At 58.4% G+C, this 24,791-nt stretch carries 23 protein-coding genes and 1 pseudogene; 18 read left to right on the forward strand and 6 right to left on the reverse strand.

Translation table 11 applies throughout. The annotated features are described in order from the left end of the window. Positions 1-45 precede the first annotated feature (45 nt). The 4 genes from CO671_RS28900 (at position 46) to CO671_RS28915 (ending at position 8,101) form a co-directional block, all read left to right on the forward strand. Positions 46-1,311 carry an NAD(P)/FAD-dependent oxidoreductase gene (locus CO671_RS28900; protein ID WP_012489478.1) on the forward strand — a complete coding sequence of 422 codons (1,266 nt, stop codon included), beginning with the start codon at positions 46-48 and terminating at the stop codon, positions 1,309-1,311. Positions 1,312-1,607: 296 nt separating this feature from the next. Next, positions 1,608-2,573: an AraC family transcriptional regulator gene (locus CO671_RS28905; protein WP_008534397.1), complete on the forward strand. Its 966-nt coding sequence runs from the start codon at positions 1,608-1,610 to the stop codon at positions 2,571-2,573. A gap of 292 nt (positions 2,574-2,865) precedes the next feature. Next, entirely contained in the window at positions 2,866-5,127 is a 2,262-nt protein-coding gene (locus CO671_RS28910; RefSeq protein ID WP_008534399.1) for a methyl-accepting chemotaxis protein, read from the forward strand. Between the two features lie 175 nt (positions 5,128-5,302). After that, positions 5,303-8,101, forward strand: a complete 2,799-nt coding sequence (locus CO671_RS28915; RefSeq protein ID WP_012489479.1) for a bifunctional diguanylate cyclase/phosphodiesterase — start codon at positions 5,303-5,305, stop codon at positions 8,099-8,101. A 745-nt stretch (positions 8,102-8,846) separates the two neighbouring features. On the opposite strand, the pseudogene groEL reads toward CO671_RS28915, so the two are convergent. Further along, positions 8,847-9,073 (reverse strand): annotated as a pseudogene (gene groEL, locus CO671_RS34315) (chaperonin GroEL); the annotation flags it as partial. Positions 9,074-9,367: 294 nt separating this feature from the next. Between groEL and CO671_RS28925 the strand changes: the two are divergent. Next, entirely contained in the window at positions 9,368-10,288 is a 921-nt protein-coding gene (locus tag CO671_RS28925) for a zincin-like metallopeptidase domain-containing protein (RefSeq protein WP_029875459.1), read from the forward strand. A gap of 110 nt (positions 10,289-10,398) precedes the next feature. Here the strand turns inward: CO671_RS28925 and CO671_RS28930 are convergent, their stop codons facing one another. Further along, positions 10,399-10,581 (reverse strand): hypothetical protein, encoded by a 183-nt coding sequence (locus CO671_RS28930; protein ID WP_009993909.1) that lies wholly within the window; start codon positions 10,579-10,581, stop codon positions 10,399-10,401. 761 nt (positions 10,582-11,342) lie between these two features. After that, positions 11,343-11,714, reverse strand: coding sequence for a hypothetical protein (locus CO671_RS28935; RefSeq protein ID WP_012489483.1), 372 nt, complete (start codon positions 11,712-11,714; stop codon positions 11,343-11,345). Between the two features lie 98 nt (positions 11,715-11,812). Here CO671_RS28935 and CO671_RS28940 point away from each other — a divergent pair, with 98 nt between their 5' ends. Genes CO671_RS28940 through virB11 form a run of 13 tightly spaced genes read left to right on the forward strand, consistent with a single transcriptional unit; the run spans position 11,813 to position 21,940 of the window. Beyond that, positions 11,813-12,349, forward strand: a complete 537-nt coding sequence (locus CO671_RS28940; protein WP_012489484.1) for a hypothetical protein — start codon at positions 11,813-11,815, stop codon at positions 12,347-12,349. 3 nt (positions 12,350-12,352) lie between these two features. Next, positions 12,353-12,994: a transglycosylase SLT domain-containing protein gene (locus CO671_RS28945; RefSeq protein WP_097608815.1), complete on the forward strand. Its 642-nt coding sequence runs from the start codon at positions 12,353-12,355 to the stop codon at positions 12,992-12,994. Positions 12,995-13,008: 14 nt separating this feature from the next. Further along, positions 13,009-13,308, forward strand: coding sequence for a TrbC/VirB2 family protein (locus CO671_RS28950; RefSeq protein ID WP_009991942.1), 300 nt, complete (start codon positions 13,009-13,011; stop codon positions 13,306-13,308). Positions 13,309-13,313: 5 nt separating this feature from the next. After that, complete coding sequence (locus tag CO671_RS28955) at positions 13,314-13,652, forward strand: type IV secretion system protein VirB3 (protein ID WP_010068249.1); 339 nt, start codon at positions 13,314-13,316, stop codon at positions 13,650-13,652. After that, on the forward strand, positions 13,645-16,011 hold the full coding sequence (locus CO671_RS28960; RefSeq protein WP_029875460.1) for a VirB4 family type IV secretion system protein: 2,367 nt from the start codon (positions 13,645-13,647) through the stop codon (positions 16,009-16,011). Before CO671_RS28955 ends, CO671_RS28960 begins: the two co-directional genes overlap by 8 nt. Beyond that, complete coding sequence (virB5, locus tag CO671_RS28965) at positions 16,008-16,709, forward strand: P-type DNA transfer protein VirB5 (protein ID WP_009996884.1); 702 nt, start codon at positions 16,008-16,010, stop codon at positions 16,707-16,709. Before CO671_RS28960 ends, virB5 begins: the two co-directional genes overlap by 4 nt. Further along, positions 16,706-16,939: an EexN family lipoprotein gene (locus tag CO671_RS28970; protein ID WP_009996882.1), complete on the forward strand. Its 234-nt coding sequence runs from the start codon at positions 16,706-16,708 to the stop codon at positions 16,937-16,939. Before virB5 ends, CO671_RS28970 begins: the two co-directional genes overlap by 4 nt. A gap of 2 nt (positions 16,940-16,941) precedes the next feature. Beyond that, positions 16,942-17,874 (forward strand): type IV secretion system protein, encoded by a 933-nt coding sequence (locus tag CO671_RS28975; protein ID WP_009996881.1) that lies wholly within the window; start codon positions 16,942-16,944, stop codon positions 17,872-17,874. Positions 17,875-17,913: 39 nt separating this feature from the next. Further along, the gene (locus tag CO671_RS34320) at positions 17,914-18,195 is read left to right on the forward strand and encodes a hypothetical protein (RefSeq protein WP_012489488.1); all 282 of its coding nucleotides are present in this window, start codon (positions 17,914-17,916) and stop codon (positions 18,193-18,195) included. Between the two features lies 1 nt (position 18,196). Beyond that, a complete protein-coding gene (locus CO671_RS28985) occupies positions 18,197-18,868 on the forward strand; it encodes a virB8 family protein (protein WP_029875461.1) in 672 nt (223 codons plus the stop codon). Further along, a complete protein-coding gene (gene virB9 / locus CO671_RS28990) occupies positions 18,865-19,722 on the forward strand; it encodes a P-type conjugative transfer protein VirB9 (protein WP_009996879.1) in 858 nt (285 codons plus the stop codon). Before CO671_RS28985 ends, virB9 begins: the two co-directional genes overlap by 4 nt. A gap of 8 nt (positions 19,723-19,730) precedes the next feature. Then, a complete protein-coding gene (gene virB10, locus CO671_RS28995) occupies positions 19,731-20,903 on the forward strand; it encodes a type IV secretion system protein VirB10 (protein ID WP_012489490.1) in 1,173 nt (390 codons plus the stop codon). An 8-nt stretch (positions 20,904-20,911) separates the two neighbouring features. Further along, the gene (gene virB11 / locus CO671_RS29000; RefSeq protein ID WP_012489491.1) at positions 20,912-21,940 is read left to right on the forward strand and encodes a P-type DNA transfer ATPase VirB11; all 1,029 of its coding nucleotides are present in this window, start codon (positions 20,912-20,914) and stop codon (positions 21,938-21,940) included. 43 nt (positions 21,941-21,983) lie between these two features. On the opposite strand, the gene CO671_RS29005 is transcribed toward virB11, so the two are convergent. The 3 genes from CO671_RS29005 to CO671_RS29015 form a co-directional block, all read right to left on the reverse strand. Beyond that, the gene (locus CO671_RS29005) at positions 21,984-22,556 is read right to left on the reverse strand and encodes a PIN domain-containing protein (RefSeq protein WP_010067915.1); all 573 of its coding nucleotides are present in this window, start codon (positions 22,554-22,556) and stop codon (positions 21,984-21,986) included. Beyond that, positions 22,546-22,992: a hypothetical protein gene (locus tag CO671_RS29010; protein ID WP_029875463.1), complete on the reverse strand. Its 447-nt coding sequence runs from the start codon at positions 22,990-22,992 to the stop codon at positions 22,546-22,548. Before CO671_RS29010 ends, CO671_RS29005 begins: the two co-directional genes overlap by 11 nt. 512 nt (positions 22,993-23,504) lie before the next feature. Then, entirely contained in the window at positions 23,505-24,695 is a 1,191-nt protein-coding gene (locus tag CO671_RS29015; protein WP_097608816.1) for a DUF1173 domain-containing protein, read from the reverse strand. Positions 24,696-24,791 lie beyond the last annotated feature (96 nt).

A 24,791-nucleotide genomic window follows, 5' to 3' on the forward strand; every position in this document is an offset into this window, starting at 1 on the left:
TCTACGAGGCGCGCGCCCCGAGCGCGCAGGTTTGAGGGAGACGAAATGGATACGCATCGAGTTGTCGTAGTCGGCGGTGGCTTTGCCGGACTCCAGTTAGCGAAGGACCTCAAGTGTCCCGACACTTCCATAACGATCGTCGACAGGCGCAACCATCACCTCTTTCAACCGCTCCTCTACCAAGTTGCCACGACTGTATTGGCAACCTCGGAGATAGCCTGGCCCATCAGAGCATTGTTCAGAGGACGAAAGGATGTATCGACGCTGCTGGGCGAGGTTGTTGGCGTTGATACCGAGGCACGCGTAGTATCGCTCAAGGATGGGAATGCTATTCCCTATGACACGCTCGTTCTCGCGACAGGTGCAAGGCACGCCTATTTTGGCCGGGACGAGTGGGAGCCGTTTGCGCCCGGGCTAAAGGCACTCGAAGACGCGACGACCATCCGGCGGCGGCTTCTTCTCGCGTTTGAGAAGGCCGAATTGGAGGCTGATCCCGAACGGCGGAAGGCAATGCTCACGTTCAGCATAATCGGAGCAGGCCCGACAGGCGTGGAGATGGCTGGGATTATAGCGCAACTGGCCCAACGAACCCTTGTTGAGGAGTTCCGTAGCATCGACACCAGATCGGCGCGCATCCTTCTCATCGAGGCAGGTCCACGTGTCCTACCCGTGTTCCCGGAGGCACTTTCGAGATATGCCGAGCAGTCGCTAATCAAGATGGGCGTCGAAGTGAGAACAGGCATTCCCGTGACGGCATGCAACGAGAACGGCATCGCGATCGGAGATGAGTTCGTTTCAAGCCGGACCGTCATCTGGGCTGCGGGGGTGCAAGCGTCGAACGCCGCCGCCTGGGTCGGTGCTGAAAAGGACAGGGCGGGTAGGGCGGTCGTGCAGCCAGATCTGACTGTTGGCGGTAAGCCCGAGATTTTTATTATTGGAGATACTGCCTCCGTGAAGGCCGCTGATGGAACACCCGTCCCCGGAGTGGCTCCCGCCGCCAAACAGCAAGGCAAATATGTCGCTTCGGTAATTGAAGCACGACGTCTGGGTATACCCACTCCAAGTGCGTTCAGATATAGGCATCTGGGAAACCTGGCTACCATCGGGCCGAATTCGGCTGTTATCGACTTTGGGAAGATCCGGCTCAAGGGCGGAATTGCATGGTGGATTTGGGGGCTTGCCCATATCTACTTCCTGATAGGTACGAGGAGCAGATTGGCAGTGGGACTAAGCTGGCTATGGATCTTTGTTTCCGGCCATCACTCCGCACGTTTGATCACGCAAAAAGAAACCTTAAAGGATGAGGTTTAGTCGCTAGCGCGAGCACGCCCGAGTCTGCTGGGCCGTGAATGGAGACCATCAAAGGCCAGACATTTGGGAATCGGTTGCGAAGCGATGGTTGGCAGCAGGTAACAATTCTGTCGGAGTTCCATATATAACAATGATTGATCTTCGCACTATCAACTTAGGCGACTTCGACTGCGTCGAATTCACGGCGAGGACTGGCCGCGACAAGTCAATTGCCCTGTCCGCCTGTCGTTAGCGATAGGCGGGCCTCATGCTTGAATACCGTTTCGGGAAGGAAGTGATGATGTGGAGAGTTGAGAGTGTCCCCCTCTAAGATTGACCATTTCTCGCTCAAAGGTACCTGCAGCGAGGAACTCGCGGCAGCGCTTTCGAGGCTTTCCCCGCAATCTGAAGCGCATGTACATGGCGATAAGACGATCGCCTACGATGTACATGCGATTACCAATGGTCCGATTGCAGTTATTGCCGCGCACTACGAGGGCGACCTAACCGTCCAGCACCGGGGACCGGCGGAGGCAAACATCATCATGCTTCCACTACATGGGCGATCGGTCGTTACCGTTGACGGCAGACAAATCCCGTCAGAGGGAACGCGGGGCGTTTTCGTGAACAGTATGTCGGCGAGTACGACCCAATTCATTGGGCCCAGGAAACATTTGGGGCTTAGGATCGCCCATGATGAGCTGACGCGCCGTTTGGGATGTCGGCTCAATACGCCAATAAGAGGCAGCCTCGATTTTTCGCCAGAAATCGACCTATCGGTCGGGTTCGGCTCCCTTTTGGTTCAACTGGTACCAGTGCTGTATGCTGGATTACGAGACGGAACCCTCCTTCAATCACCGATAGCACTTCATCACCTCACTGAAACGACGATGGAGCTTTTGATCGAAGCTGCGCAGCATCGCTACTCATCTGAGTTATGCCGCGTTGCTGAATCACCCTTACCCAAGGCCGTTAAGCGGGCGGTCGACTATATGCGTGCCAATATTACTCGGCCGCTATCTCTTGAGGAAATCGCAACGGCTTGTGGCGTAAGCCGACGCACTCTTCAAAGCGGTTTTCGCAACTTTCGGAATACGACCCCTCTGGCATTCCTGCAGCACCTACGGTTGGAATTAGTGCATCAGGAACTGATGACAGGCGAACCTGGCCTCTCGGTCACGCAGGTCGCTCTGAAATGGGGCTTCGTGCATAGAGGCAGATTTTCTGCGGACTATCGCAAGCGCTATGGGGTACTTCCCTCGGAAACATTGCGTATATCATAAGCAGATTGCGCCGACCGAGCTACGATCAGCCGGCACGCTCGACCGTCCTCAAGGCTTGCAGCAACAGCACTCTCCAGAAAAGCCGACTGCCTCGGCCCAAGATCTGTCTTGCAGATGATCCCCTGAACGCGACGATGTTCCGATCTGCGCAACGCAGTTCAAGACCACTACAGGGGTTAATCTTATAGTAATTATGCCGAGGTCATCTCACACATAGCGGTCAATGTCGCAATGTTCTGGACCGCGTCGCTAATGGAAGCCGGTGTAATTTATAGTCGTCTATGAGGAACATATGTCGAGACTGCCGCTATCTCTACTTTTAATGATTTTGGCAATTATCCCGTTGACGGCGTTCGTAATCATCGGAGTATCAACATCACTGGGATATTACCGAGAATACTCTACCTTCCGCAGCGCACAAACAACGCAGCGACTTGGGCGGGAAGGCGGATTCCTCGCCCAAGCTATAGCGGCGGAAGCGTTTGCAGGCGCCGACGTGCGTCGGGCAAAGCAAGCTGCATCGGACAGGGCTTTTACAGCGGTCTTTTCCGCTTACGACTCTTGGAAAAAGGCATTCGACGATCCGGCCATAGAACGGGCGGTACAGATCATTCGTGAAAGGCGGGACAATATCGATAGCTTCCGCCGGCGCGTCGATGACGGAACGGCTAGCGAGGCGGAGGGAGCTGTTGCTTTGCGCCCAGCTGCCCTTGCGGGCTTGGAGCTCGTCCGTCGCACTGGGGCGACTGTCAATGATTTGGATTTAGCACGCCAAATTACCGGTTTTCACGCGCTCATGCAGATCACGGAAGCTAGTTTGCTGGAGATCAGGCCCGGCCGAGCCTACGTCAAAAATTCAGCCATGTCCGTCGATCTATTTTCGTCCCTCTTACAGTCAAAAAATCTAAAGCAGCTTTATGTGCCTGCGATGCAGGAATTTCTCCCCGCCGATCTCGTCAAATCTTATGACGACTTCGAGGCCAGCGCCGCAGGCAAGTTCATCGCGGGCGTTCGCGATCAGATGTATGCAAACCAGCCGGGCGTTTCCTTCCCCCCCGAGACGTTGGATCGATGGAATGAAATCACCCAACAGCGGGCTGCTTTGTTGACCGCACTCATTATGCGCACCGGCGACGAGTTGGACGAGATGGCATTTCAGCGTTACGCCGATCTTCGCAATGCCTTTATCGGCTACTCCGGCGCCACGCTTCTGATCATGTCTACGGTACTCATTTTGTGCATTTCGGTCGTTCGGAGAATTTCAAGCTCCATTCGGACTCTGACAAGCCGAATGAAGGCACTCGCAGAAGGCGATACGTCGGCGCCGGTGCCCTTGACGATCCGACGCGACGAGATCGGGGACATGGCGCGTTGCCTTGAGTTTTTCCGCGGCGCGGCCATACAGAAAAGTAACCTGGAGACATCCGCGGAAGCTGAGCGCATTCGTTCTGACCAAGAGAAGCTGGATATTCAGGTAAGGGCGGAAAAAGAAGCAGAAGAGCGCCTCATCCGAGCGACGACGGCATTGGCAACCGGGTTGAAGCGGATGGCGGATGGAGACTTGATTTATGAAATTGAGGAGCCGTTAGCGCCACAGTTTGAAAGTTTGCGCAGGGATTTCAACGCTTCCATTCGTCAGCTCCGGGACGTGCTTGTTACCGTCGGCCATTCAGTCGAAACGGTCACGAATGGCAGCTCGGGCGTCTCGGCCGCATCTGAAAATCTTTCAAGACGCACGGAGCAGCAGGCGGCTTCGCTCGAGGAAACTGCAGCGGCGTTGGAGGAGATAACCGTCAACGTTGCATCGACCACGAAGAGGACGGCTGAGGCGCGCGGAGCCGTCCAACAGATGCGAGATCATGCGGAAATGTCCGGTCGGGTTGTACGCGATGCTATCGGCGCCATGAATCGCATTGAAAACTCCTCCAAGCAGATTTCCCAGATCATCAGCGTCATCGACGCGATCGCCTTCCAAACGAACCTCCTGGCGCTGAACGCCGGCGTCGAAGCAGCGCGTGCTGGCGACGCGGGAAAAGGCTTTGCGGTTGTTGCCCAGGAGGTCAGGGAGCTTGCACAGCGCTCAGCGACAGCGGCAAAAGAAATCAAGGATCTCATCGGCAATTCAGCTCTTGCCGTCGACGAAGGCGTAAGGCTCGTGAGTGAAACCGGATCGGGCCTGAGAACGATTGAAGAGCTTGTGCAGGATGTAAATCTTCATATGGACGCAATCGCAACGGCCTCCCAGGAACAATCGTCGGGCCTGCGCGAGATCAACGGCGCGGTTAACCATATGGACCATGCCACTCAAGAAAATGCGAGCATGGTCGCGGAGATGAATACTGCAGGATCGCACCTCGCTCAAGAGAGCCAAAGCCTAGCCGCACTGTTGAAACATTTCCACTTCAAAGACGAGAGCGGGAAGCCACAGAAGGTCACGGGCGAACTTGGGAAGAGCTTCCCGCCCGGTCAGACAATGGTTGACCGCGGAGACTATCCGATGCGCCGTGGTAACCTGGTGCTCGCGCCTTCGAATGATGATTGGCAAGCGTTCTAAATGATATGGGCGGCGTCGCCGACCACATGCAAATACACGTCTCTGATGATTCTGAATGAGAGCGATATCCCGGTGGGGTAGCGGCATGGTACTCCGCCAAATGACTTGTGCGGTCCTAACAAAATGCTGGCTTGACGCATGATTGCTCAGCCACGTGACAAAGCAGGACAGGCACATGAAACACGTACGTCAATCGGAACGCACATCCCGCCCCGAACAGCCTGTGGAAGTGCAGATGGCGACTGATGCTCAAATCGACCAGGGGCGTGGAGCCTTCCGCAACGCGGTCAATGCCAGCCCTCCGCTTGCCACGGGCACGGCCCCGCCATTTTCGGAAGCCTCCGTTGTCCGGCCATCGCACGGTCACGACGCAGATGTCGCAAGTCTGAAGCAACCGTTTGAGAAGGCTTTCCGGGCGAATCCCCGGCATCCTGCGACAAACGTCGACTTGCCATTCAACGCCGAAGAGATGTCCAGTGCCGTCGTACTCGACGCGATCCCGTTACCCGTCTTCTTCAAAAACAGAGATGGGATACACCTTGGTTGCAACAGGGCCTTCGAAAGCTTCTCCGGCCGCTCAAAGGGAGATATTATCGGAAAAACCGTTTTCGATTTGGTGCCCGCACCCATAGCCGAGACGTATGCCGCGTTGGACGAGGCGCTTTTTGCAAATGGCGGTGTTCAGCAATATGAAGCAAAGGCCACCACCGAGAATGGTGGTGTCGTTGATCTTTTACTCAGCAAGACCGCAATCACTGATATCGCTGGTAACAGGATCGGCTTGGTTGGCGCGATGTTGGACATCACAGAGCGAAAACGTGCGGAGCATGATCTCAAAGAGGCTCTTGAATTCGCAGAGGGAATTATTGCCGCCATTCCTGACGTTCTGTTCGAGGTAAATGCCGACGGTCGCTACCTGCAGGTCTGGGCAAGGAATCAGGAGATCCTGGCGCAGCGAAAAGAAGTGCTGCTCGGCAAGCTTGTCCGCGATGTGCTCCCTCCAGATCAGGCCGACATCGCTATGCTGGCTCTTGAAGAAGCCGATGAAACCGGCGCCTCCTACGGTCGTTGTGTCCGTATAGCCCTACCAAACGGCGAATCCCGTTGGTTTGAACTGTCGGTCGCAAGGCGACCAAGCAGCAATCACTCAACCGTCACTTTTCTGGTGTTATCTCGCGATATTACCGAACGAAAGCACGCCGAGGGCACGACTATTGAAGCTCGGGCTCGCCTCCTAAGTGTCCTGCAGACCATTCCGGATATGGTATGGCTGAAAGACGTAACAGGCAAATATCTGTTGTGCAATCATGCCTTCGAAGAATTGGTCGGCAAGGCAGAAGCGGAAATCGTCGGGAAAACGGATTATGACCTGTTTACTCCCGAACTCGCCCAGTTTTTTCGTGACAAGGATGAGGAGGCCATGCAAGCCGGCCGTATTCTCATCAATGAGGAACGGTTTACCGCTCACGAGGACGGTCGATCAACGCTTTTGGAGACTCGTAAGGTTCCGGTATTCACGGGGGGAAAGCTGATGGGGATCCTCGGCGTCGCCCGCGATATCACCGAACTGGACACGTCCCGTAAGAAAATCCATCAGATGGCATTCTACGATTCTCTGACCGGCCTGCCTAACCGGACACTTTTCAATGAACGGCTACGCGAGATGATCGGGGACGCGGCTTCGGCGGGCCAGCGAGCCGGGGTGATGCTGATCGACATGGACCATTTCAAAGCGATCAATGACACTATGGGACATCCCGTCGGTGACGAGTTGCTGCGGCAGGTGGCGACACGCATGAAAAAAGGCGTCCGTGCCAGCGACACCGTGGCGAGACTCGGTGGAGATGAATTTGCAGTCTTGCTGCCCAATGTTCAGGACAATGACGATTTGGCTCAAATTGCCAGCAGAATGCTTGCCGCATTCGGCGAACGCTTCATGCTTTCCGACAGGGAGATCTTTGTATCCTGCAGCATCGGGATATCGGTATTTCCAAATGACGGCGACGCTCCCGACGATTTGGTGAAATATGCGGATTCTGCGATGTATTTGGCGAAGCGCTCGGGGCGTAGCAACTTCCGCTTCTACTCAAAGGATCTCACGATTGGGGCTGAAAAGCGCCTAGCGCTAGAATCAGACCTACGCCTAGCTTTGAAACATGAGCAACTTGAACTCCATTATCAGCCAAAGGTCCTATTGGACAACGGAAAGGTGATCGGTTCAGAAGCACTGCTACGATGGCATCATCCGAAGATGGGAATGATCCCTCCGGGAGAATTCATAGGTGTCGCCGAGGAAACGGGATTGATCATCGATCTTGGACGATGGGTGCTGCATGAGGCGTGTTGCACGGCTGCCGTCATGAATGCAGATGGACTGCCCCCGCACAAGATTGCGATAAATTTGTCTCCTAAGCAGTTTCAATGCCCGCGTTTGTCGCAAACGGTGGCGGACGTATTGCAGGAAACCGGTTGTCGTGCGGAGTGGATCGAGGTTGAAATAACTGAGAGTCTCCTGCTCCATAACTGCGAGGGCGTTTCGACGACACTCTCTCAATTGCATGCGAGCGGAATTTCCATAGCGATCGATGATTTCGGCACCGGCTACTCATCTCTGAGCTATTTGGCTAACTTTCCCATTGATACCCTCAAAATTGACCGGTCATTCATCAATCGATCCGACAAGCGAAGTAGAGAACTGGTCAAGGCAATTCTCTCAATTGCGCGCTGCCTAGGGCAAAATGTAGTCGCTGAGGGCGTGGAGACGGTCGATCAAGAAAAATTCTTGGCTGAAAGCGGCTGCGCTGTGGCACAGGGGTTCTACTATAGCAAGCCCATCCCGAAGTCCGAACTTCTCGCTGCAAACGCAGTGCCCGAGTTCTCTCGCGCTGATTCCCATCTTACGCCGATGCCCGCAGAGGAAGGGGTGGCACTCATGCGCTTGCCTCCCGCATCTGTTGGGACCCGAACCGCGTGAAGCCTACGGCTAACAGCGCGCAGGAACCACGCCACCTGCGGCGCTGTTTATACCGCACTCATCCAACGGAAGCCCAAACTACTCTGGGCGATTGGATAAAACGCGGACCAATAGGAATTACTTAAAACTTCAGGTGCTTTGATGTTCCGAAATATGCAGGCCCTGTACCGAATTGCGCGACGAAACATACGTTGACGTGTTTTCGCTTTCGATTGCCATTGCAAAGACTTGCCCAGTACAATCTACTATTCTGAGTCAATATCGTCAAAAGCATAACCGTGCAAAAGCTCATCCCATTTCCCCATCCGAATAGAAATTCTGCGGATTTGAAAAGTTCAACTGCGAATTCGAATGGCTCCGGACATTTCGACATCATCCAATCGCTGAAATCGGAACTTCACGATTTGGCTAGTGCCGTAAATCAGTTGGAGGCGCTATGTGAGTCATACCGATCCCAAGCTGATACGTGCTCGCAACCTGACTGAACGACTGAGCGTCCGCGCTTGTCATCGTATTCCCTATGACCCTCTCTGGGCGTGGCGGCCAGTGGTTCGTTGAATCTTGCCAAACGTTCCCGGATCCCACCACTTCCCGAACACGGGAGCTTCAATTCGATCAACTCGAAACTTTCGGCCATTTGAACGGGTGGCGGAAAAAAAACGCCAGTGATTGCGCCGTGATTTCGTAATGGTTCTGCCTATTTGCTGAAGGCGGTCGGCCGATTGGAATGCTCCATCAGACCTCAACTTACCGGCAGCAAGGACTGCAGGTTCGATAGCTTCTTTTCGTGGATGAGGATATACGGATCCTCGAACTCTACCCGCATCTTGTCCTGGTTGGCGACGAAGTAGGGGCTGAGGTACGGGTCGAATTGCATGCGCGCGAAGACTACGAGTTTGGTCTCGGCGGTCTTGGCTTCCTCGACGAAATGGCACTCTCGTTGCTAACCTTCTCCATTGCGTCGACGAGGAACGGCCGCGCAAGGTCGATGCCACGCTTCGGGTCCATCGATTCATCCCGGACGCTCCCGCCTTGCGTAATAGACTGGATTTTTCATTTCTGCCTGGGTTTCAAACCTGTCTCGCCGTGGTGTTGCTGCATCCCGTCCTGCCCCGGCTTTTGGTCCTGCCAGGCTCGCGCTGCCCGCAACGGCTTTGCCGTCCTTCACTTCGTTGCGGCCCTGCGGGTGCTGGCCGCACTTGCAGCCTGGCTTTTGGACCGCCGTAGCAGGTCGCGATGGCCGCGACCTCGAACGGAGGTTCAGAGATGAACAGGCAGCAATCCAATCAACGATCCGATATCTACCGCCGCATCACCACCAAGATCATCGCCGATCTCAAACAGGGCGTCCGTCCATGGACCAAGCCATGGACGACGGGAGGCTGGACAGCCGAGGTCAGCCGGCCACTGCGCCACAATGGCCAACCCTACACCGGCATCAATGCTCTGCTCCTCTGGTCTGAAGCCATCGCCCGCGGCTTTGCATCACCAAGGTGGATGACGTTTCGCCAGGCAATCGAGCTCGGCGGCGCCGTCCGCAGGGGCGAAACCGGCACGACCGTCGTCTTCGCCAGCTCTTTCATCCGCGCCGAGACGACGGAGACAGGCGCCGAAATCGAACGCGACATCCCCTTCCTCAAAACCTACACCGTGTTCAACACCGACCAGATCACCGGCCTTGATGGCCTTGCCCATTCCATCGCGCCTGACCAGGATTGGATGAGCCGCATCGGTGCTGCCGGCCGCTTCTTTGCCAATACCGGCGCCCTGATCCGCCATGGAGGATCGGCGGCCTATTATGCTGCTGCCCGTGACTACATCCAGATGCCGTGCTTCGACGCTTTCCGGGACGATGCATCCTATGTCGCCGTTCTCAGTCACGAGATGACGCACTGGACCGCTGCACCGCGAAGGCTCGATCGGGATCTCAGCCGCTATGCGAAAGACAGGAGCGAACGCGCCCGCGAAGAGCTCATTGCCGAACTCGGCAGCTGCTTTCTCTGCGCCGATCTTGGTATCGTCCCCGAGCTCGAACCACGCCCCGACCATGCAAGCTATCTCGATGACTGGCTCAAGGTTCTCGGCAGCGACAAGCGTGCCATCTTTTCAGCGGCAGCTCATGCCCAGCGCGCGGTCGACTATCTGCATGACTTGCAGCCGGACCTCAACGAGGAGGAGGCGGCGTGAGCCGTCTCCTTCTTCGCCACCCGGACGCCGCCCACTGCCGCGACCCGACGGCCGGAAGCTCCTATCCCGCGAACCGGCGTCTAAAATCGTCAGGCATTGACCTCGCGCAGCTAGTGGGGCGTGTTCACCGGCATATTGAAGTGACGCGCGAAGTATTCCGACGGCGTCGTCATGCGGCCCGTGGTGAGAACCAGCGCATCCCCTCGACCGTCGATGCTGAAAATCACGCGACTGTGCAGGCTTACAACCTCCTCCGGCAGATCCTCCCTTAGCATCGCGATGGCGGAAGCCATCGTCCGCCGAGGGCGAACGAGAACGATGTCCCGCGCGAACGAGTCGTCGTGCGTAGCATCGAGAGAAGCGTTGATGACAGCGGGTCGTCGGATGATCTATTTGGAACTAGCAAAAAATATTGCTTTGATAAATTTGCGCTGACAGCTTTGGCCGCGGCCTCAACACGAGCGGGTGCCTGCAGCCGCTGGCGCGCATTGGAAAGATGGAGGCGGACGGTTTGAATGGATAAGTTTCAGTCTCCTATGGATAGCACCGTCACTATCGCCGTCGGATAAAAGCTGCAAACAACGTCTTTCCTGTTTCGTCAGATCCTGCCTGGGATTAGCGATCTCTCCGTCCAAACGCGTTGGACCCGTTCATGAAATCTGTTTTCGCTTGGCGCGTAATGCCGGATAGACACTGGAGAGCCAACCATCGGCGCCCTCACCGGTAGGTCATGTTCCAGCCGAGTTCGCCGGTGCGCAACGCGCTCCATATGCTGAGCGGCGACGGAGATAGGGAACGCACGGGCGGGGGCAGTCGGTCCCGCCTCCCTGACGGCCGCTATGCTGAGGCTCCTGCGGCTGCCCTTGTTCCGCCCTTAGCGTGTCGAGAATTCCCGAAATCCGCCTGACGGCGCCGCTATGCTGATTTCTCCGATACTCTTCATTGTTTGAGTGGAACCCGCCTGCGGGCGGGTTGCCCCCGGATCGCTGCCGGCAACCATACGATCGGGACTGCCAGATGATTCGCATCTCACTCCATTAAAGCCGAAAATCAGTCAGTTTAACCCCGCCTCCTGGCTGGTGCGGAAAGAGCTCAGCTTGCTCAGGAGGTCCTCAGAGATCTCGAATTGCCGCGCCGTCCCGCGGCCCATGGAGTTCTTCCCCATCGTCTCCACCAGCATTCCCCGCTTTACCAAAAGGTCGACCGTCTCCTTCACACCGCTGCGTGTTAGCTCGGTAATCTCAATGATATTAGAGAGTGTTAGCTTCTGGTGGGCCTGAGTCATGGTGTAGAGGATCGTCATCATGCCGATCTGCTTCAGCCTCGCCTGCGGGGTCTCGTCCTCCAGCGGATGGTCGAGGATCTCATGGAGAATAAGTCCCGAGAAGGCAAGGTTGTGCCATTGCGTTTTAATCGCGCTTGTCATGTCATTTAACTATGTTATATACGGCAGTATGAATGCGGGCAGGCGGATTGGGTCTCCCGAAACGCGATACGGCGCCATCGTCTCGAAGGATCCTGTTCATGAAAAGCCTTCTCCTGAATTCACTGCTTACGGTCTGCTTCGTTGCGCCACCCTATCTTATTTTCGGCAGTAAAGCGCGGGCCGAGGATTGGGGATGCCAGGTTATCCTATGCCTTTCCAATCCCGGCGGGCCGACGCAATATGCAGAATGCCGGCCGCCGATCCAGAAGCTGTGGCGGGAGCTTGCCGAGGGCCACTCATTCCCGACCTGTAGCGGCGTCGGTTTTCAGAGTTCGCGGCCGGTCTATGAACCCTATTATTGCGATGCGGGGTACAAGCTCACGACTGATAGCGGTCGCGGCGGTCGGCAAGCAAGCTGCGTGTCGACATCGCCGCAGCCGGTCAGCAACAGCCTCTGCTGGGATGGGAACGACTATGCTTCCCGGGACAATTCGGTCCTGTCGCCACATTGGCAGCGCGTGGACGGGCACCGCCAGTGCATGGGCTATCCGATAACGCGCCCGAATGTGCGATCGCAGCCGCACTATGTCGATGTCACCATCGACGGCGCCGGTAAACAGCGCGTTTGGTACTGACCGATGGGTGCTGCATTCGTCGAAATCGCGCAAACCTGTGCGCCGATGGTTCAGGTCGAGACGCTGGCCGGCATTGTCAGCCTTGAGAGCCGGTTTCAGCCCTTCGCCATCCGCATCAACAGCGCCCCGCCACTCGCCGCTCAACCCGCATCGAAGGCCGAAGCGATCGAGGTTGCCACGTCTCTGATTGCCGATCGCCAGGATATTCAGATCGGCCTTGGCGGTATTGGCATCGAGGCGCTCCAAAAACCGAAGCTATCCGTCGTCGACGCCTTCGATCCCTGCATGAACCTCAAGGCCACGGCTACGCTTCTCGACGGATACTACCGCGCCGCATTACGCGCGGGGGATCCGGCTCAGGCCGAAAGGGTGATGCTCCAGTCCTATTATGGCCGCGATGATCGATCCCTCGGCGCCATGGTCAAATATGACGAGCAGGTACGCCAGGAAGCAAAGCAGTTATTGCCGACGCTTGCCTCGCTCACGATTGGCGAACGCGCTGACCAGGCCGGGTCTGGCGTGCCGACGCAAGATGAGGCGCCGCCGGCGCTTGCGAAACAATCCTCCCAAACCGCTGAGGCCGCATCCTGGGATGTTTTCAGCTCAGGGCGGCGATCCACGGTTCTCGTTTTCCAGAATGATTGATCGGAGCAAAGTGAATGATCTCCAAAGCCAGTCTTCGCCCCCTTGCCGCATCCACGCTCATGGCGGCCGCCATTGTCATCTGCTTGGTCGAGCCAGCTTTCGCCCAGGCCGCCGGCATCGAAACCGTGCTGCAGAACATCGTCGACATGCTGACAGGCAATATCGCCCGTCTGCTGGCGGTCATCGCCGTCATCATCATCTGCATCGCCTGGATGTTCGGCTACATGGATTTGAGGCGGGCCGGCTTCTGGATTATCGGGATCGGCGGCATCTTTGGCGCCACCGAACTGGTCAACACCATCGTCGGGAATTGAGCGCCATGGCGAGCATTCCGATCCTCGAAGACGACACGCTGTTTCTCGCCTGCACGCGCCCGGCAATGATCGCCGGCGTGACGATGGAGGCGATGGGCGTCAACATCATGCTGACGACCATCCTTTACATCACCGCGGGATCAATCGCCTACGCGCTGGTCGGGATCGTCTTCCATGTCCTGTTTCGCGCGCTCGTCAAACACGACCACAACATGTTTCGGATCCTGATTGCGTGGATTGAAACCCGCGGCCGCTCCCGCAATGCCGCCTATTGGGGCGGGGCCACGCTCTCGCCCCTGGCGCTCATCCGACGTTATGACGAAAGGGATCTCAGCTTTGTCTAACATTGCAACGCTCCGGTCGCGCGAGCTCGGGCCGGAAACCTTCATCCCCTATGTCAGGCATGTCGACGAGACGACCATTGCGCTCGAATCCCGAGCGTTGATGACGATGATCGCTCTCGACGGCGTTTCCTTCGAGACATCAGACGTCAGGGACCTCAACGGCCTGCACCGCAGCCTGAACACGCTCTATCGCAATATCGCTGACGAGCGGCTGGCGCTCTGGACGCATGTGGTGCGCCGCCGCGACAATGCTTATCCCGAGGGACGCTTCGCCAATCCCTTCTCCGACGGTCTGAACGCGCGATACCGCGAGCGCATGGTGAGGGAAGACCTGTTTCGCAACGATCTTTACCTCACCCTTGTCTGGCATCCCGGCCGGGATCCTGCCGAAAAGGCGGCCAGGCTTCTCTCCCGGCTGCGCAAGGCCCGCCGATCCGATACCGAGCTCGACGGGCAGGCTCTGAAGCATCTGCGTGACCGCGTGGCGGATGTCGTCGCCGGCCTGCAGCGCTTCGAGCCGCGGCTGCTCACCCTCCACGAACAGGACGGGATCCTTTTCTCCGAGCCGAGCGAAGTGCTCCACCAGATCGTCGGCGGCCGGCGGGAGCCGATCCCATTGACGGAGGGACGAATTTCCTCGGCAATCTATTCCGACCGGGTCATTTTCGGGCGTGAGACCGTCGAGATCCGTCACGAGGCCGACAGCCGCTATGCCGGCATGTTCGGCTTCAAGGAATATCCGGCGACGACGCGCAGCGGCATGCTCGACGCTATCCTGACCGCACCTTTCGAGCTCATCCTGACGCAGTCCTTCGCCTTCACCTCAAAGGCAGATGCCCGAACGATCATGGGCCGCAAGCAGAACCAGATGGTCAGCGCCGGCGACAAGGCGGCTTCGCAGATCGAGGAACTCGGCGAGGCGATGGACGATCTCGAATCCAATCGCTTCGTTTTCGGGGAACATCACCTTGCGCTTGCCGTCTTCGCGCCTTCGGTCAAGGAGCTGACCGATCACATGGCGAAGGCGCGCGCCTATCTCACCAGCGGCGGCGCGGTCGTCGCCCGCGAGGATCTCGGGCTCGAGGCCGCCTGGTGGGCGCAATTGCCGGGCAATTTCCGCTATCGCGCGCGCTCGGGAGCGATCACGTCGCGCAACTTCGCAGCCCTGGCGCCCTATCATTCCTATCCGGCGGGCAAGAAGGACGGCAACGAGTGGGGACCGGCCGTCGCCATGCTCAAGACCGCGTCCGGCTCACCCTTCTATTTCAATTTCCACCACGGCGACCTCGGCAACACTTTCGTCTGCGGCCCGTCGGGTGCGGGCAAGACGGTGCTGTCGAACTTCATGCTGTCGCAGCTCGAAAAGCACGATCCTCATATGGTCTTCTTCGACAAGGACCGCGGCGCCGATCTCTTCGTACGCGCAGCCGGCGGTACTTATCTGCCGCTGAGGAATGGTGTCGCCACCGGCTGCGCGCCGTTGAAAGCACTGGAATTCACTGCGGAAAACAAAGTATTCCTAACCGGTTGGATCACCAAGCTGGTCCGATCCGGATCTGGCGAATTGTCGATCACCGAGTTGCGCGACATCACCTCGGCGATCGACGGGGTGGCGGACCTGCCGGTGGAGCGTCGCTCCATCGGCGCCCTGCGCACCTTCCTCAACAATACCGATCCCGAGGGCATTGCCGCACGTCTGCGACGGTGGGAGAGGGGCGGGCCGCTTGGTTGGGTCTTCGACAACGAGGCTGACGATATCGGTATCGGCGCCAGGTTCATCGGCTACGACATGACCGATTTCCTCGACAATGAGGAGATCCGCACCCCGTTGATGGCCTACCTGTTCTATCGCATCGAGCAGCTGATCGACGGGCGTCGCATCATCATTGTCATCGACGAGTTCTGGAAGGCGCTGCAGGATGAAGGCTTTCGTGATCTCGCCCAGAACAAGCTCAAGACGATCCGCAAGCAGAACGGTCTCATGTTGTTTGCGACCCAGAGCCCGCGCGATGCCATCGTCTCGCCGATCGCCCACACGATCATCGAGCAGTGCCCGACCCAGATCTTTCTTCCGAACCCGCGCGGCGACCGCGCCGACTATGTCGACGGCTTCAAGCTGACCGAGCGCGAATTCGAGCTCGTCTCGCGCGAGCTCTCCGTCGAGAGCCGCCGCTTCATCGTCAAGCAGGGGCACAACAGCGTCGTCGCCGAGCTGAACCTCAACGGCTTCGACGACGAACTCGCCATCCTCTCCGGCCGGACGGCCAATGTCGAGCTTGCCGATGCCATCCGATTGGAGATCGGCGAGGGACGGGAGGACTGGCTTGCCGTGTTTCACCAGAGGAGGAAGACAGCATGATCCGAACAGGAACGATGCGGCCGTTGTTTGTATCGGCCGCTCTTTTGGCGTCGGCGATGCTGGCATCGGCCCAAGGCATCCCCGTCATCGATCAGACATCGATCGCTAAGCAGATCGAGAGCATCACGCAGCTGAAGTCCCAGCTCGACACCTTGAACCAGCAGCTCCAGCAGGCCCAGCAGCTCTACGGCTCGCTGAACAAGATCACCAACATGGCCGACGTCGCCAATCTGCTGAACGATCCGTCGATCCGCAAGGCGCTTCCACAGGACTTTAACGCGATCGAGGGGCTGCTCAAAGGTTCCGGCAGCGGCGTCTTCGGCAGTTCCGCTTCGAAATTCCGCCAGGACAACTCCAGCTATCGCACCGATGCCGACGATTTCTATGCGCAGGAGTTGTCGCGCATCCAGAACCAGAACGCCGGGCAGATGAGCCTCGGCCAGCAGATCTACGATGCAGCGACCAAGCGCATCGACGGCATCGATGAGCTTCGCCAGAAAATCTCCAGTGCTGCCGACGCCAAGGACATCGCCGATCTGCAGGCCCGCCTCCAGGCCGAGACCGCCTTCCTGCAAACCGACGTCCTGCGCATGCAGGGCCTGCAGATGGTCCAGCAGGCCCAGGTGCAGGTCGACGACCAACGCAAGGCCGAGGACTGGCGCAAGCGCATGGACACGATGGGAGCGGCGCTCAAATGAGGTGGTTTCTTTCCGGCACGGCCATGCTTTTACTGGCGGCCTGCTCCCCACAGGCGGATAAGATTTACACCGTCGATGAGCTCATGGCGGACGATGCTCTGCTCGCTAGGATTATCGGCGAATGCCGTAACAATCCCGGAGAACTCCGCGATACGCCCAATTGCCGCAACGCCGAGGCAGCCGACGGCAAGCTGCGGCTGGAGCGGATGGGCAAATCGTTGGGAGGCTGACGATGTATCAGGTCTTCAGCTTCGTCGACGGACAGTTCAAGACACCGCTCGAAAATTTCATTTCCTCCGGCACCTCAAATATCGCCAGCTGGGTCAGCGGCCCGCTGACGGCGGCACTCACCCTCTATGTCGTGCTCTACGGTTATCTCGTTCTGCGCGGCTCCGTGCAGGAACCGATCCTCGAATTCGCCTTCCGGGCGATGAAGCTCGCCATCATCGTCATGCTGGTGAGGAACGCCGGCGACTATCAGACCTACGTCACCAATATCTTTTTCGATGCGCTGCCGCGCGAAATCTCGCAGGCGCTGAATTCGGGCACGGCGCCGAGCGCGTCGACCTTCGACAGCCTGCTCGATAAGGGCCAGAAATGCGCCAAAGAGATATGGTCGCGGGGCTCCTGGCCTATCGATATCGTCACCGGCGTGGGCGGCCTACTGGTTATCGGCGCAAGCTTTCTTGTCGCGGCGATCGGTTATATAGTTTCGCTCTATGCCCGGCTGGCGCTTGCCATCGTGCTGGCAATAGGTCCGATCTTCATCGCGCTCGCCATGTTCCAGTCGACCCGCCGATTCACGGAATCCTGGATCGGCCAGCTCGTCAATTTCGTCATCCTTCAGGTCTTGGTCGTTGCCATCGGCTCGCTGCTGATCACCTGCATCGATACGACGTTTACGGCGATCGAAAGCTATAGCGACGTGCTGATGCGGCCGATCGCGCTCTGCGCCATTTGCGTTGCCGCCCTCTACGTCTTCTACCAACTGCCCGGCATTGCTTCGGCTCTTGCGGCGGGCGGGGCGTCGCTCACCTACGGCTACGGCGCCGCCCGCGATGCGCATGAAAGCACGCTCGCCTGGGCGACATCCCGCACAGTGAGAGCGGCCGGCCGCGGCGCGCGTTCCGTCGGCCGCCGCCTGACTCCAGGCCGGACCGAATGACGGTCACCAACGCTTCAGACAATTGAACAGGTTTTTTGGATGCTCCGAATCGTTTTGTCGTTTTTGCTGACCGCCGGTCTCGTAGGCTGCGGTTCGATGTCCCACCCGCTACCCAAATGTGATGGTTATTCCCGCCGGCCGTTGAACCGCGCCATGTGGCAATGGCAGGACAGTGGAGGCGAGCAGCCGGCGACCCGGGCCGTTCCCGCTGAGCCGACCAGTCACGCCGCTGCCTATGTGCAGGAGCCGTCCTCAGTTACGCCGGCCGCTTTCGCGCATTTCGATGTCGCGGGCTCCTACCGTCCATGCGAGGGCGAGTGACATGGTGACCACGGATAACCTCAAAAGTTACTTCGACAAGGCCCGCCGGTTCGATCAGGACCGGATGATCCAGGTCGAGCGTTCCGCCCGCATTGCCTGGTTCGTCGCTGTTTGCGCGAGCATCCTTGCTGCCGTTTCAGTCTTTGCTGTTGCCGGCCTCACGCCTTTGAAAACCGTCGAGCCCTTCGTCGTGCGGGTCGACAATTCCACCGGCATCGTCGATGTGGTCTCGGCGCTGACATCCACCGCCGGCACCTACGACGAGGCCGTCACCAAATATTTCGCGGCCAAATATGTCCGCGCCCGCGAAGGCTATGTCTGGAGTGAAGGCGAGGAGAACTTTCGCACTGTCGCGTTGCTATCGACGCAGCCGGAGCAGACTCGATTTGCCACAGTCTACCGCGGCAGCAATCCCGATTCCCCGCAGAACATTTATGGCCGCAGCGCCACGTCGCGGATCAACATTGTTTCCATCTCGCTGATCAACGCCAATGTGGCATCCGTCCGCTATATGAGGACCGTGACCCGCGGTGACGAGGTGCGCACCACGCACTGGGTTGCGACCCTGACCTTCTCCTATGCCAACGCTCCGATGTCCTCGACCGACCGGCTGACCAATCCGCTCGGCTTCGTCGTCAGCGAATATCGCGCCGATCCGGAGGCCATCAATTGAGACCGCACTTTCTCCTTCCGCTCATCCTGGCCACCGGGTTTTCGTCTGCAGCGCTCGCCCTCGAGACGCCGCGCGGCGCCGCGCAGGACAGCCGCATCCGTTTCGTCGACTACCAGCCCTATAACATCACCAAAGTCGTCGGCACGCTGCGGTCTTCGGTGCAAATCGAATTCGCCGCCGACGAGGAAATCGCTCATGTGGCGCTTGGCAACAGCGTTGCTTGGGAAGTGGCGCCGGCCGGCAACATCCTGTTCCTGAAGCCCAGGGAAAATCAGCCGGTGACGAATATCTCGGTCGTGACGACACGACGGGACGGCTCGACCCGCAGCTATCAGATGGAACTCACCGTCCGCGACGGCAGCGTCGAAGCCGGTCAGAACACCTATTTCTATGTAAAATACCGCTATCCCGCTGATGAGGCGGAGCGGCGCCGGCAGGAAGCAGCTGCGCGCGCGCAGGCGGCACAGGCCGGCGAGGCAGATCGCGTGCTTGCCCTTCACGAAGCTTATGGACCGCGCAACTGGCGTTATTCGGCGCAAGGGTCCCAGGCGCTCGAACCGCAAGCGGTCTATGACAACGGCAAGGTCACCACCTTCGCCTTTGCCGGCAACCAGGAAATGCCGGCGATCTATATGGAAAACTCCGACGGCAGCGAAAGCCTGGTTCCGAAGTCAGTCGACGGCAATCTCGTCCTCGTTCACGCGATCAGCCGCAAGTTCATACTGCGCCGTGGCGGCGACGTGCTTTGCGTCTTCAACGAAGCCTACGATCGCGTCGGCACCAATCCCGAGACCAACACGACGTCACCATCGGTCGAGCGCGTCGTCAAAGTGCCGCCCGGCGCGGCGCAATAGGAGGTAACATGGCCGAGGAAGAGATTACCCAGATTCCGGGCGAGCGCGCCGAGACGTCGGCCGGCGGCCGGCTCGACAATAACCCGATCCTCAAACGCGGCGCTGTCGCCTTGGCGATCGTCGTCTTTGTCGCGTTCGCTCTCTGGTCGATGCGAGGGCAGGACAAGCCGTCAGACGGTGCCGAGCAGCAGCGCGTTGTCATCCGGCAGACATCGGATTTCGAACCGGCGAAGGAGCCACAGCCGGTGGCGACACCGCCGCAGGTCCAGCTCCCGACGCCTGTCGCCGCCGAGCAGGCGCCGACCGACGGCGACAAGCTGCTCGATGCGGCCCGCCGTGCGCCGGTCATCGCCTATGGCGGCGAGAAATCGCCGGCAACGCGGCGGCAGGATCAGGGCGAGGCGTCGGATCAGGCCTCGAATTATGTGCCGCTCGGCAACAATCAAGCAGACCTCGGCTCGCAGGGCGAAAACGAGGACCAGCACTTCAACCGCTTGCTGACGCCGACGCAACTGCAGGGATCGCGTGCCGGCACGTTGGGCAATCGTGATTTCATCGTCGCCATGGGGACATCCATTCCCTGCGTTCTCGAGACCGCGCTCTCCTCCGATCAGCCGGGGTTCACGAGCTGCGTCATCAACCGGGACGTTCTTTCAGATAACGGCCGCGTTGTGCTGATGGAAAAAGGCACGCAGATTGTCGGTGAATATCGCGGCGGAATTCGGCGTGGACAAAAGCGTCTGTTCGTCCTCTGGAGCCGGGCGAAGACACCGAAAGGCGTGATCATCACTTTGGCGTCGCCTGCAACCGATGCGCTCGGCCGCGCCGGCATCGACGGCTATGTCGACACCCATTGGTGGGAGCGGTTTGGCAGCGCAATGCTCCTGTCGATTGTCGGCGATGCCAGCTCCTACGCAAGCAGCCGGCTGCAGGACGGTGATGTCAACGCGCAAAACACCGCCAGCGCCGGTCAGCAGGCAGCGGCGATCGCCGTCGAGCAGTCGATCAACATTCCGCCGACGCTCATGAAACATCAGGGCGAGCTCGTTTCGATCTTCGTGGCGCGCGATCTCGATTTCTCCAGCGTCTATCGGCTTCGCGTGACGGAGCCCCGCAATCGCGTCTATGACCGCGCCGTGCTTGGGGATTTCGGCCCCTCCTCGAAGCTCGTGACAAAATAGGTTCGGCAATGACTGAAGCTGCCGACTCCGGCGTCGTGCGAGAACTGCTTTCGCCGCTATCACGCTTCCTGCGCGACAAGACGCTCTATGAGGTCATCGTCAACCGGCCGGGGCAGGTCGTCACGGAGGGTAGGGAGGGATGGCAGACTTATGAGATGCCCGAACTCTCTTTCGACAGGTTGATGCGTCTCGCCCGCTCGGTCGCGAGCTTCTCCAATCAGTCGATCGACGAGACGCGACCGATCCTGTCGGCGACCTTGCCGGATGATGAGCGAATTCAGATCGTCATCCCGCCGGCAACGACGAAGGGAACCGTCAGCATCACCATCCGTAAGCCATCCTCCGTGTCGTTGACCCTGGAGGATCTCGATCATGGGGGATTGTTCGCCGATGTTGTGCCGGCCCAAGACGACGGGCGACGATCAGACCATAGGCTGTTGGAATACTATCGCATCGGTGCCTACAAGGCGTTTCTCCGGGAGGCGGTGTTTGCAAGAAAGAACATCATCATCTCCGGCGCCACCGGGTCGGGAAAAACAACTCTATCGAAAGCGCTGATCCGCCACATTCCGCAAAGCGAGCGGATTATTTCGATCGAAGACACTCCCGAGCTGGTGGTCCCGCAGCCCAACCATGTTCGGCTCCTTTACTCCAAAGGCGGGCAGGGGCTCGCCAAGGTCGGCGCGAAGGACCTGCTCGAATCCTGCCTGCGCATGCGGCCCGACCGCATTTTGCTGCAGGAGCTGCGGGACGGGACGGCATTCTACTACATCCGCAATGTCAACTCCGGCCATCCTGGCTCCATCACCACGGTCCATGCCGACTCGGCCCGCCTCGCTTTTGAGCAGCTGACTTTGCTGGTCAAGGAGTCGGAGGGTGGTGGGGACCTCGAACGGCACGACATCCGCGAGATGCTGACGATCGCGGTCGACATCATCATCCAATGCAAGCGGATCGACGGCCGGTTTCGGGTGAGCGAGATCTACTATCGAGACGTCGCGACTGACCTCGGCCGCTCTTCGTCGGATCGAGCTTAACGGGTTGCGTCCGGGCCTCTAACAATTCTGTCGGTCTCGACCGTCAGTCCAATTGTGCGGCCTTGTCATGCAGGACCACTGAAAACGCGCGGAGCCCCTGATGGTCCAGTGCATCAATGAATTCGTGAACCGCCGGCACCGTCTTGCGTAAATTCAAACGGGCGCGCCTGATGCTGTCGATCAATGCGCTCGAAAAGGTGGAATGGAGGCCCACGAGGAAATTGTCTGGCGATACGCAGGTCACCCCATGAGGCCGAAGGTCCGCGGCTGGGAAATCCTTGAGATTCCCCGTGACAATCACAGAAGCCTTTCCGGCGATGGCTACAGCCAAACCATGACGATCATCCGGACCCGGTAGCGAGAGGTCGGGGATGAGAATTCGATGGTTGCCGACATCGGCATCGGGCAAAACGTCCTTGATCCGATCACGGGTCGCTTCCAGAAGGGTATCTCGGGTGAGCCGAATGGCCAGATTGCGAATCCACTCGGCGTGGATGTCGTCGGTCCGGCGTGCGTCGACGAGACCGTCGAAAGCACACTGGACCAAGACATTACGCAAATGGAAAGGGTAGAGGACGCAGGCATCATAGACCGCAACAGGCGGCTTAGAGGCCATGATTGACGATCAGATCCTCTGTGTCCTCGGCCAGCGCGTCGAGGCTTTCCTGGCGAGCATCGAGCTTGGCCTTGAGCGCGAGAACATCCTTCAACTTGGCTCGGCGGTGCTTGCCGACATAGCGGAAGGGCAGATCGCCGCGATCCATGCGCAGCACCACGAGAGGACGTGAGATGCCGAGGATGGTGGAGGCGTCGGTCGGACTCAATTCCTGATCTTCCGTGAGCACGGCAACGCGCTTACCGCGCAACAGATGATCGAGGAGTGCCTCGACAGGCGCGAGAGCCGAGGCAGGGAGAAAAAGGGTTTGAAGTTGTCCACCTTCACGGCGAATCCGTAGTTCCAGTTGGTCGCCCTCCGCCAGATTTGGCATAGGCGCGACGGCCTTGCGGTCGCGATCAGACAACTTGGTAAATTGAAGAACATGGCTGGTCATGGCGAACACCTCTGACCATGAATATAGGGCAAGTCGCTCATAACTGCAATAACTGAAATGTCTTCCCCTTTCCATCTCCGATTTCCGGGTGCCATAGGAGCGCGCGGCGAACGAGCTCGACCCGCCAACTTGAAGCGTGGGTTACCGCCAACGGCAAGCGCTCCGCTTCCGATGTGATCGTGCAATGCAAAGGGGCCGCCTCACCAACTATGCAGAAAAATAGGGCCGCTGGAAAACCAGGGCCCTTTAAGGTGTGAAGGTCAATAACCTCCAGAGGGGAACAGCTGATACGATGGCACTGGGAGGAAAACCATCGACTGCATCAACTGGAGACAATATGCTCATATTTTGACCGCTTGGTAAAACATTTTTTGTGCAGTGCAGCTATGCAGAAATGGCAGAGAGTTCTCTGGGCCGATTTGACCGGGATATAGCTTCACGCATTCGAAATCGCCCGGGCGATGGCTTCCTTTTAGGGCGCCTACGTCGCTGACCAAGGAGGCTGGTGTGGATCATGGCAGCCGCGGCATTTCGCCGTCGGCCACACGCCAGATCCACGGCGTCATCTCGGCTCTCGCGGCGATCATCTCATTCAGTGCAACGTCATAGTCTTCGTCGGCCTTCGTCGGAACGATGAACATGGCGATCGGCGCTGGCTTTGCCTCCGGTAAGATCACGGAGGCAATCGGCTGGTCGCGCGAAAGATCGAACCGGAGTCCTTTCACGCTTCTTCGCTTCAGGCTTGAGAGCCGCTCCAGGAGACGCTGTTCATGGATGGTTTCGAACGGGATCCAGTTCTCGTTGACCACCATCAGCGCCACTTCCTCGACCGAAGCTATCCCCGCTCCCGAAATGCCGAACGTGGCGATGACGATGAGATGAAACCCCTCGTTGGATCGCCACAGTTCCAGTTCGGTTTCATATCGGGCATTCAACCGTTTCCACGCACCCTCATCGAGCATGAAGGGGAAAGGCAGGTGGCGCACCAGCATCTTCTGGCCATCGCGCGCTGAGGAAAATTCCTTTACCTCTCCGACGGTCATCATCAGTTTCCGCGGACCGGGACCGGTTAACTGGGCACCGGCCAACATAGCCGCACGCCGCGCTGAAATCCCCTCTTTGTCGTCCTGATGAAACACTTCCGGGACAAACAAGATATCGCTGAGAGGGCCGCCGCGGACGATCATCTGCTTTGCCGCGTTCACCAGACTGCTGCGCACGCGCCCCCAGCCGCGTTTCCCGGCCCATAGCGAGGTCCATTCCGTCAGCTCCCCCATGTCCCAGAGATAATGGAGCATCGCCCTGAGCGAGAGCTTCTTGGGCTCGCTTCGCACAGTCTCCGACGGCTCCGAAGGCGATGTCGACGTCGATCGGCCCCCTCGTTTCGACAGCGAAAAATCGAGTTTCAGCGTTGCCGCACCGGTCGCCGCGTCGATTTGGATGGCGTTGCCGATCAACGGCCCGAGGCCGGATAGCTCATACGGCGGGTCGTAAGACGAGCAGCCGGGATCATGCTGCCGGCCTGAGAGCGGCATGCGTTTGATCAGGAATTGGCCATCCATCCGGGCAATGTACATCGGCACCGGCGGTTGCCGACACGGGCAAAATGGCCTGAGCTTCTGTTCGTAAGCGCGTTCGAGCTGCGGCAGAAACTCTGGAGAACTGTCGTCGAACGCCTGGTTGCCGATCAAAAACTGTCGCACGTCGTTCCTCCCTTGCCTGACCAAAGGCTGATCGAGCCGTAAAAGGAAGGCGTAGCATGAGCTTCGCGGACTTTACTAGCGCAAATTAGTTAGTAT

The sequence above is a fragment of the Rhizobium sp. M10 genome (assembly GCF_002531955.1).
GTDB lineage: Bacteria > Pseudomonadota > Alphaproteobacteria > Rhizobiales > Rhizobiaceae > Rhizobium > Rhizobium etli_C.

Excerpts from the sequence above, each read along its gene's own strand:
- CO671_RS28945 (WP_097608815.1), top strand. The coding sequence starts at position 12,353 with ATGGGTGCTGCATTCGTCGAAATCGCGCAAACCTGTGCGCCGATGGTT.
- CO671_RS29010 (WP_029875463.1), bottom strand. The coding sequence starts at position 22,992 with ATGACCAGCCATGTTCTTCAATTTACCAAGTTGTCTGATCGCGACCGC.
- CO671_RS28900 (WP_012489478.1), top strand. The coding sequence starts at position 46 with ATGGATACGCATCGAGTTGTCGTAGTCGGCGGTGGCTTTGCCGGACTC.
- virB5 (WP_009996884.1), top strand. The coding sequence starts at position 16,008 with ATGATCCGAACAGGAACGATGCGGCCGTTGTTTGTATCGGCCGCTCTT.
- CO671_RS29005 (WP_010067915.1), bottom strand. The coding sequence starts at position 22,556 with ATGGCCTCTAAGCCGCCTGTTGCGGTCTATGATGCCTGCGTCCTCTAC.
- CO671_RS28935 (WP_012489483.1), bottom strand. The coding sequence starts at position 11,714 with ATGACAAGCGCGATTAAAACGCAATGGCACAACCTTGCCTTCTCGGGA.
- CO671_RS34320 (WP_012489488.1), top strand. The coding sequence starts at position 17,914 with ATGCTCCGAATCGTTTTGTCGTTTTTGCTGACCGCCGGTCTCGTAGGC.
- CO671_RS28985 (WP_029875461.1), top strand. The coding sequence starts at position 18,197 with ATGGTGACCACGGATAACCTCAAAAGTTACTTCGACAAGGCCCGCCGG.
- CO671_RS28975 (WP_009996881.1), top strand. The coding sequence starts at position 16,942 with ATGTATCAGGTCTTCAGCTTCGTCGACGGACAGTTCAAGACACCGCTC.
- CO671_RS28970 (WP_009996882.1), top strand. The coding sequence starts at position 16,706 with ATGAGGTGGTTTCTTTCCGGCACGGCCATGCTTTTACTGGCGGCCTGC.
- CO671_RS28930 (WP_009993909.1), bottom strand. The coding sequence starts at position 10,581 with ATGGCTTCCGCCATCGCGATGCTAAGGGAGGATCTGCCGGAGGAGGTT.
- virB11 (WP_012489491.1), top strand. The coding sequence starts at position 20,912 with ATGACTGAAGCTGCCGACTCCGGCGTCGTGCGAGAACTGCTTTCGCCG.
- virB10 (WP_012489490.1), top strand. The coding sequence starts at position 19,731 with ATGGCCGAGGAAGAGATTACCCAGATTCCGGGCGAGCGCGCCGAGACG.
- CO671_RS28915 (WP_012489479.1), top strand. The coding sequence starts at position 5,303 with ATGAAACACGTACGTCAATCGGAACGCACATCCCGCCCCGAACAGCCT.
- CO671_RS28950 (WP_009991942.1), top strand. The coding sequence starts at position 13,009 with ATGATCTCCAAAGCCAGTCTTCGCCCCCTTGCCGCATCCACGCTCATG.
- CO671_RS28925 (WP_029875459.1), top strand. The coding sequence starts at position 9,368 with ATGAACAGGCAGCAATCCAATCAACGATCCGATATCTACCGCCGCATC.
- CO671_RS28955 (WP_010068249.1), top strand. The coding sequence starts at position 13,314 with ATGGCGAGCATTCCGATCCTCGAAGACGACACGCTGTTTCTCGCCTGC.
- CO671_RS28940 (WP_012489484.1), top strand. The coding sequence starts at position 11,813 with ATGAAAAGCCTTCTCCTGAATTCACTGCTTACGGTCTGCTTCGTTGCG.
- CO671_RS28910 (WP_008534399.1), top strand. The coding sequence starts at position 2,866 with ATGTCGAGACTGCCGCTATCTCTACTTTTAATGATTTTGGCAATTATC.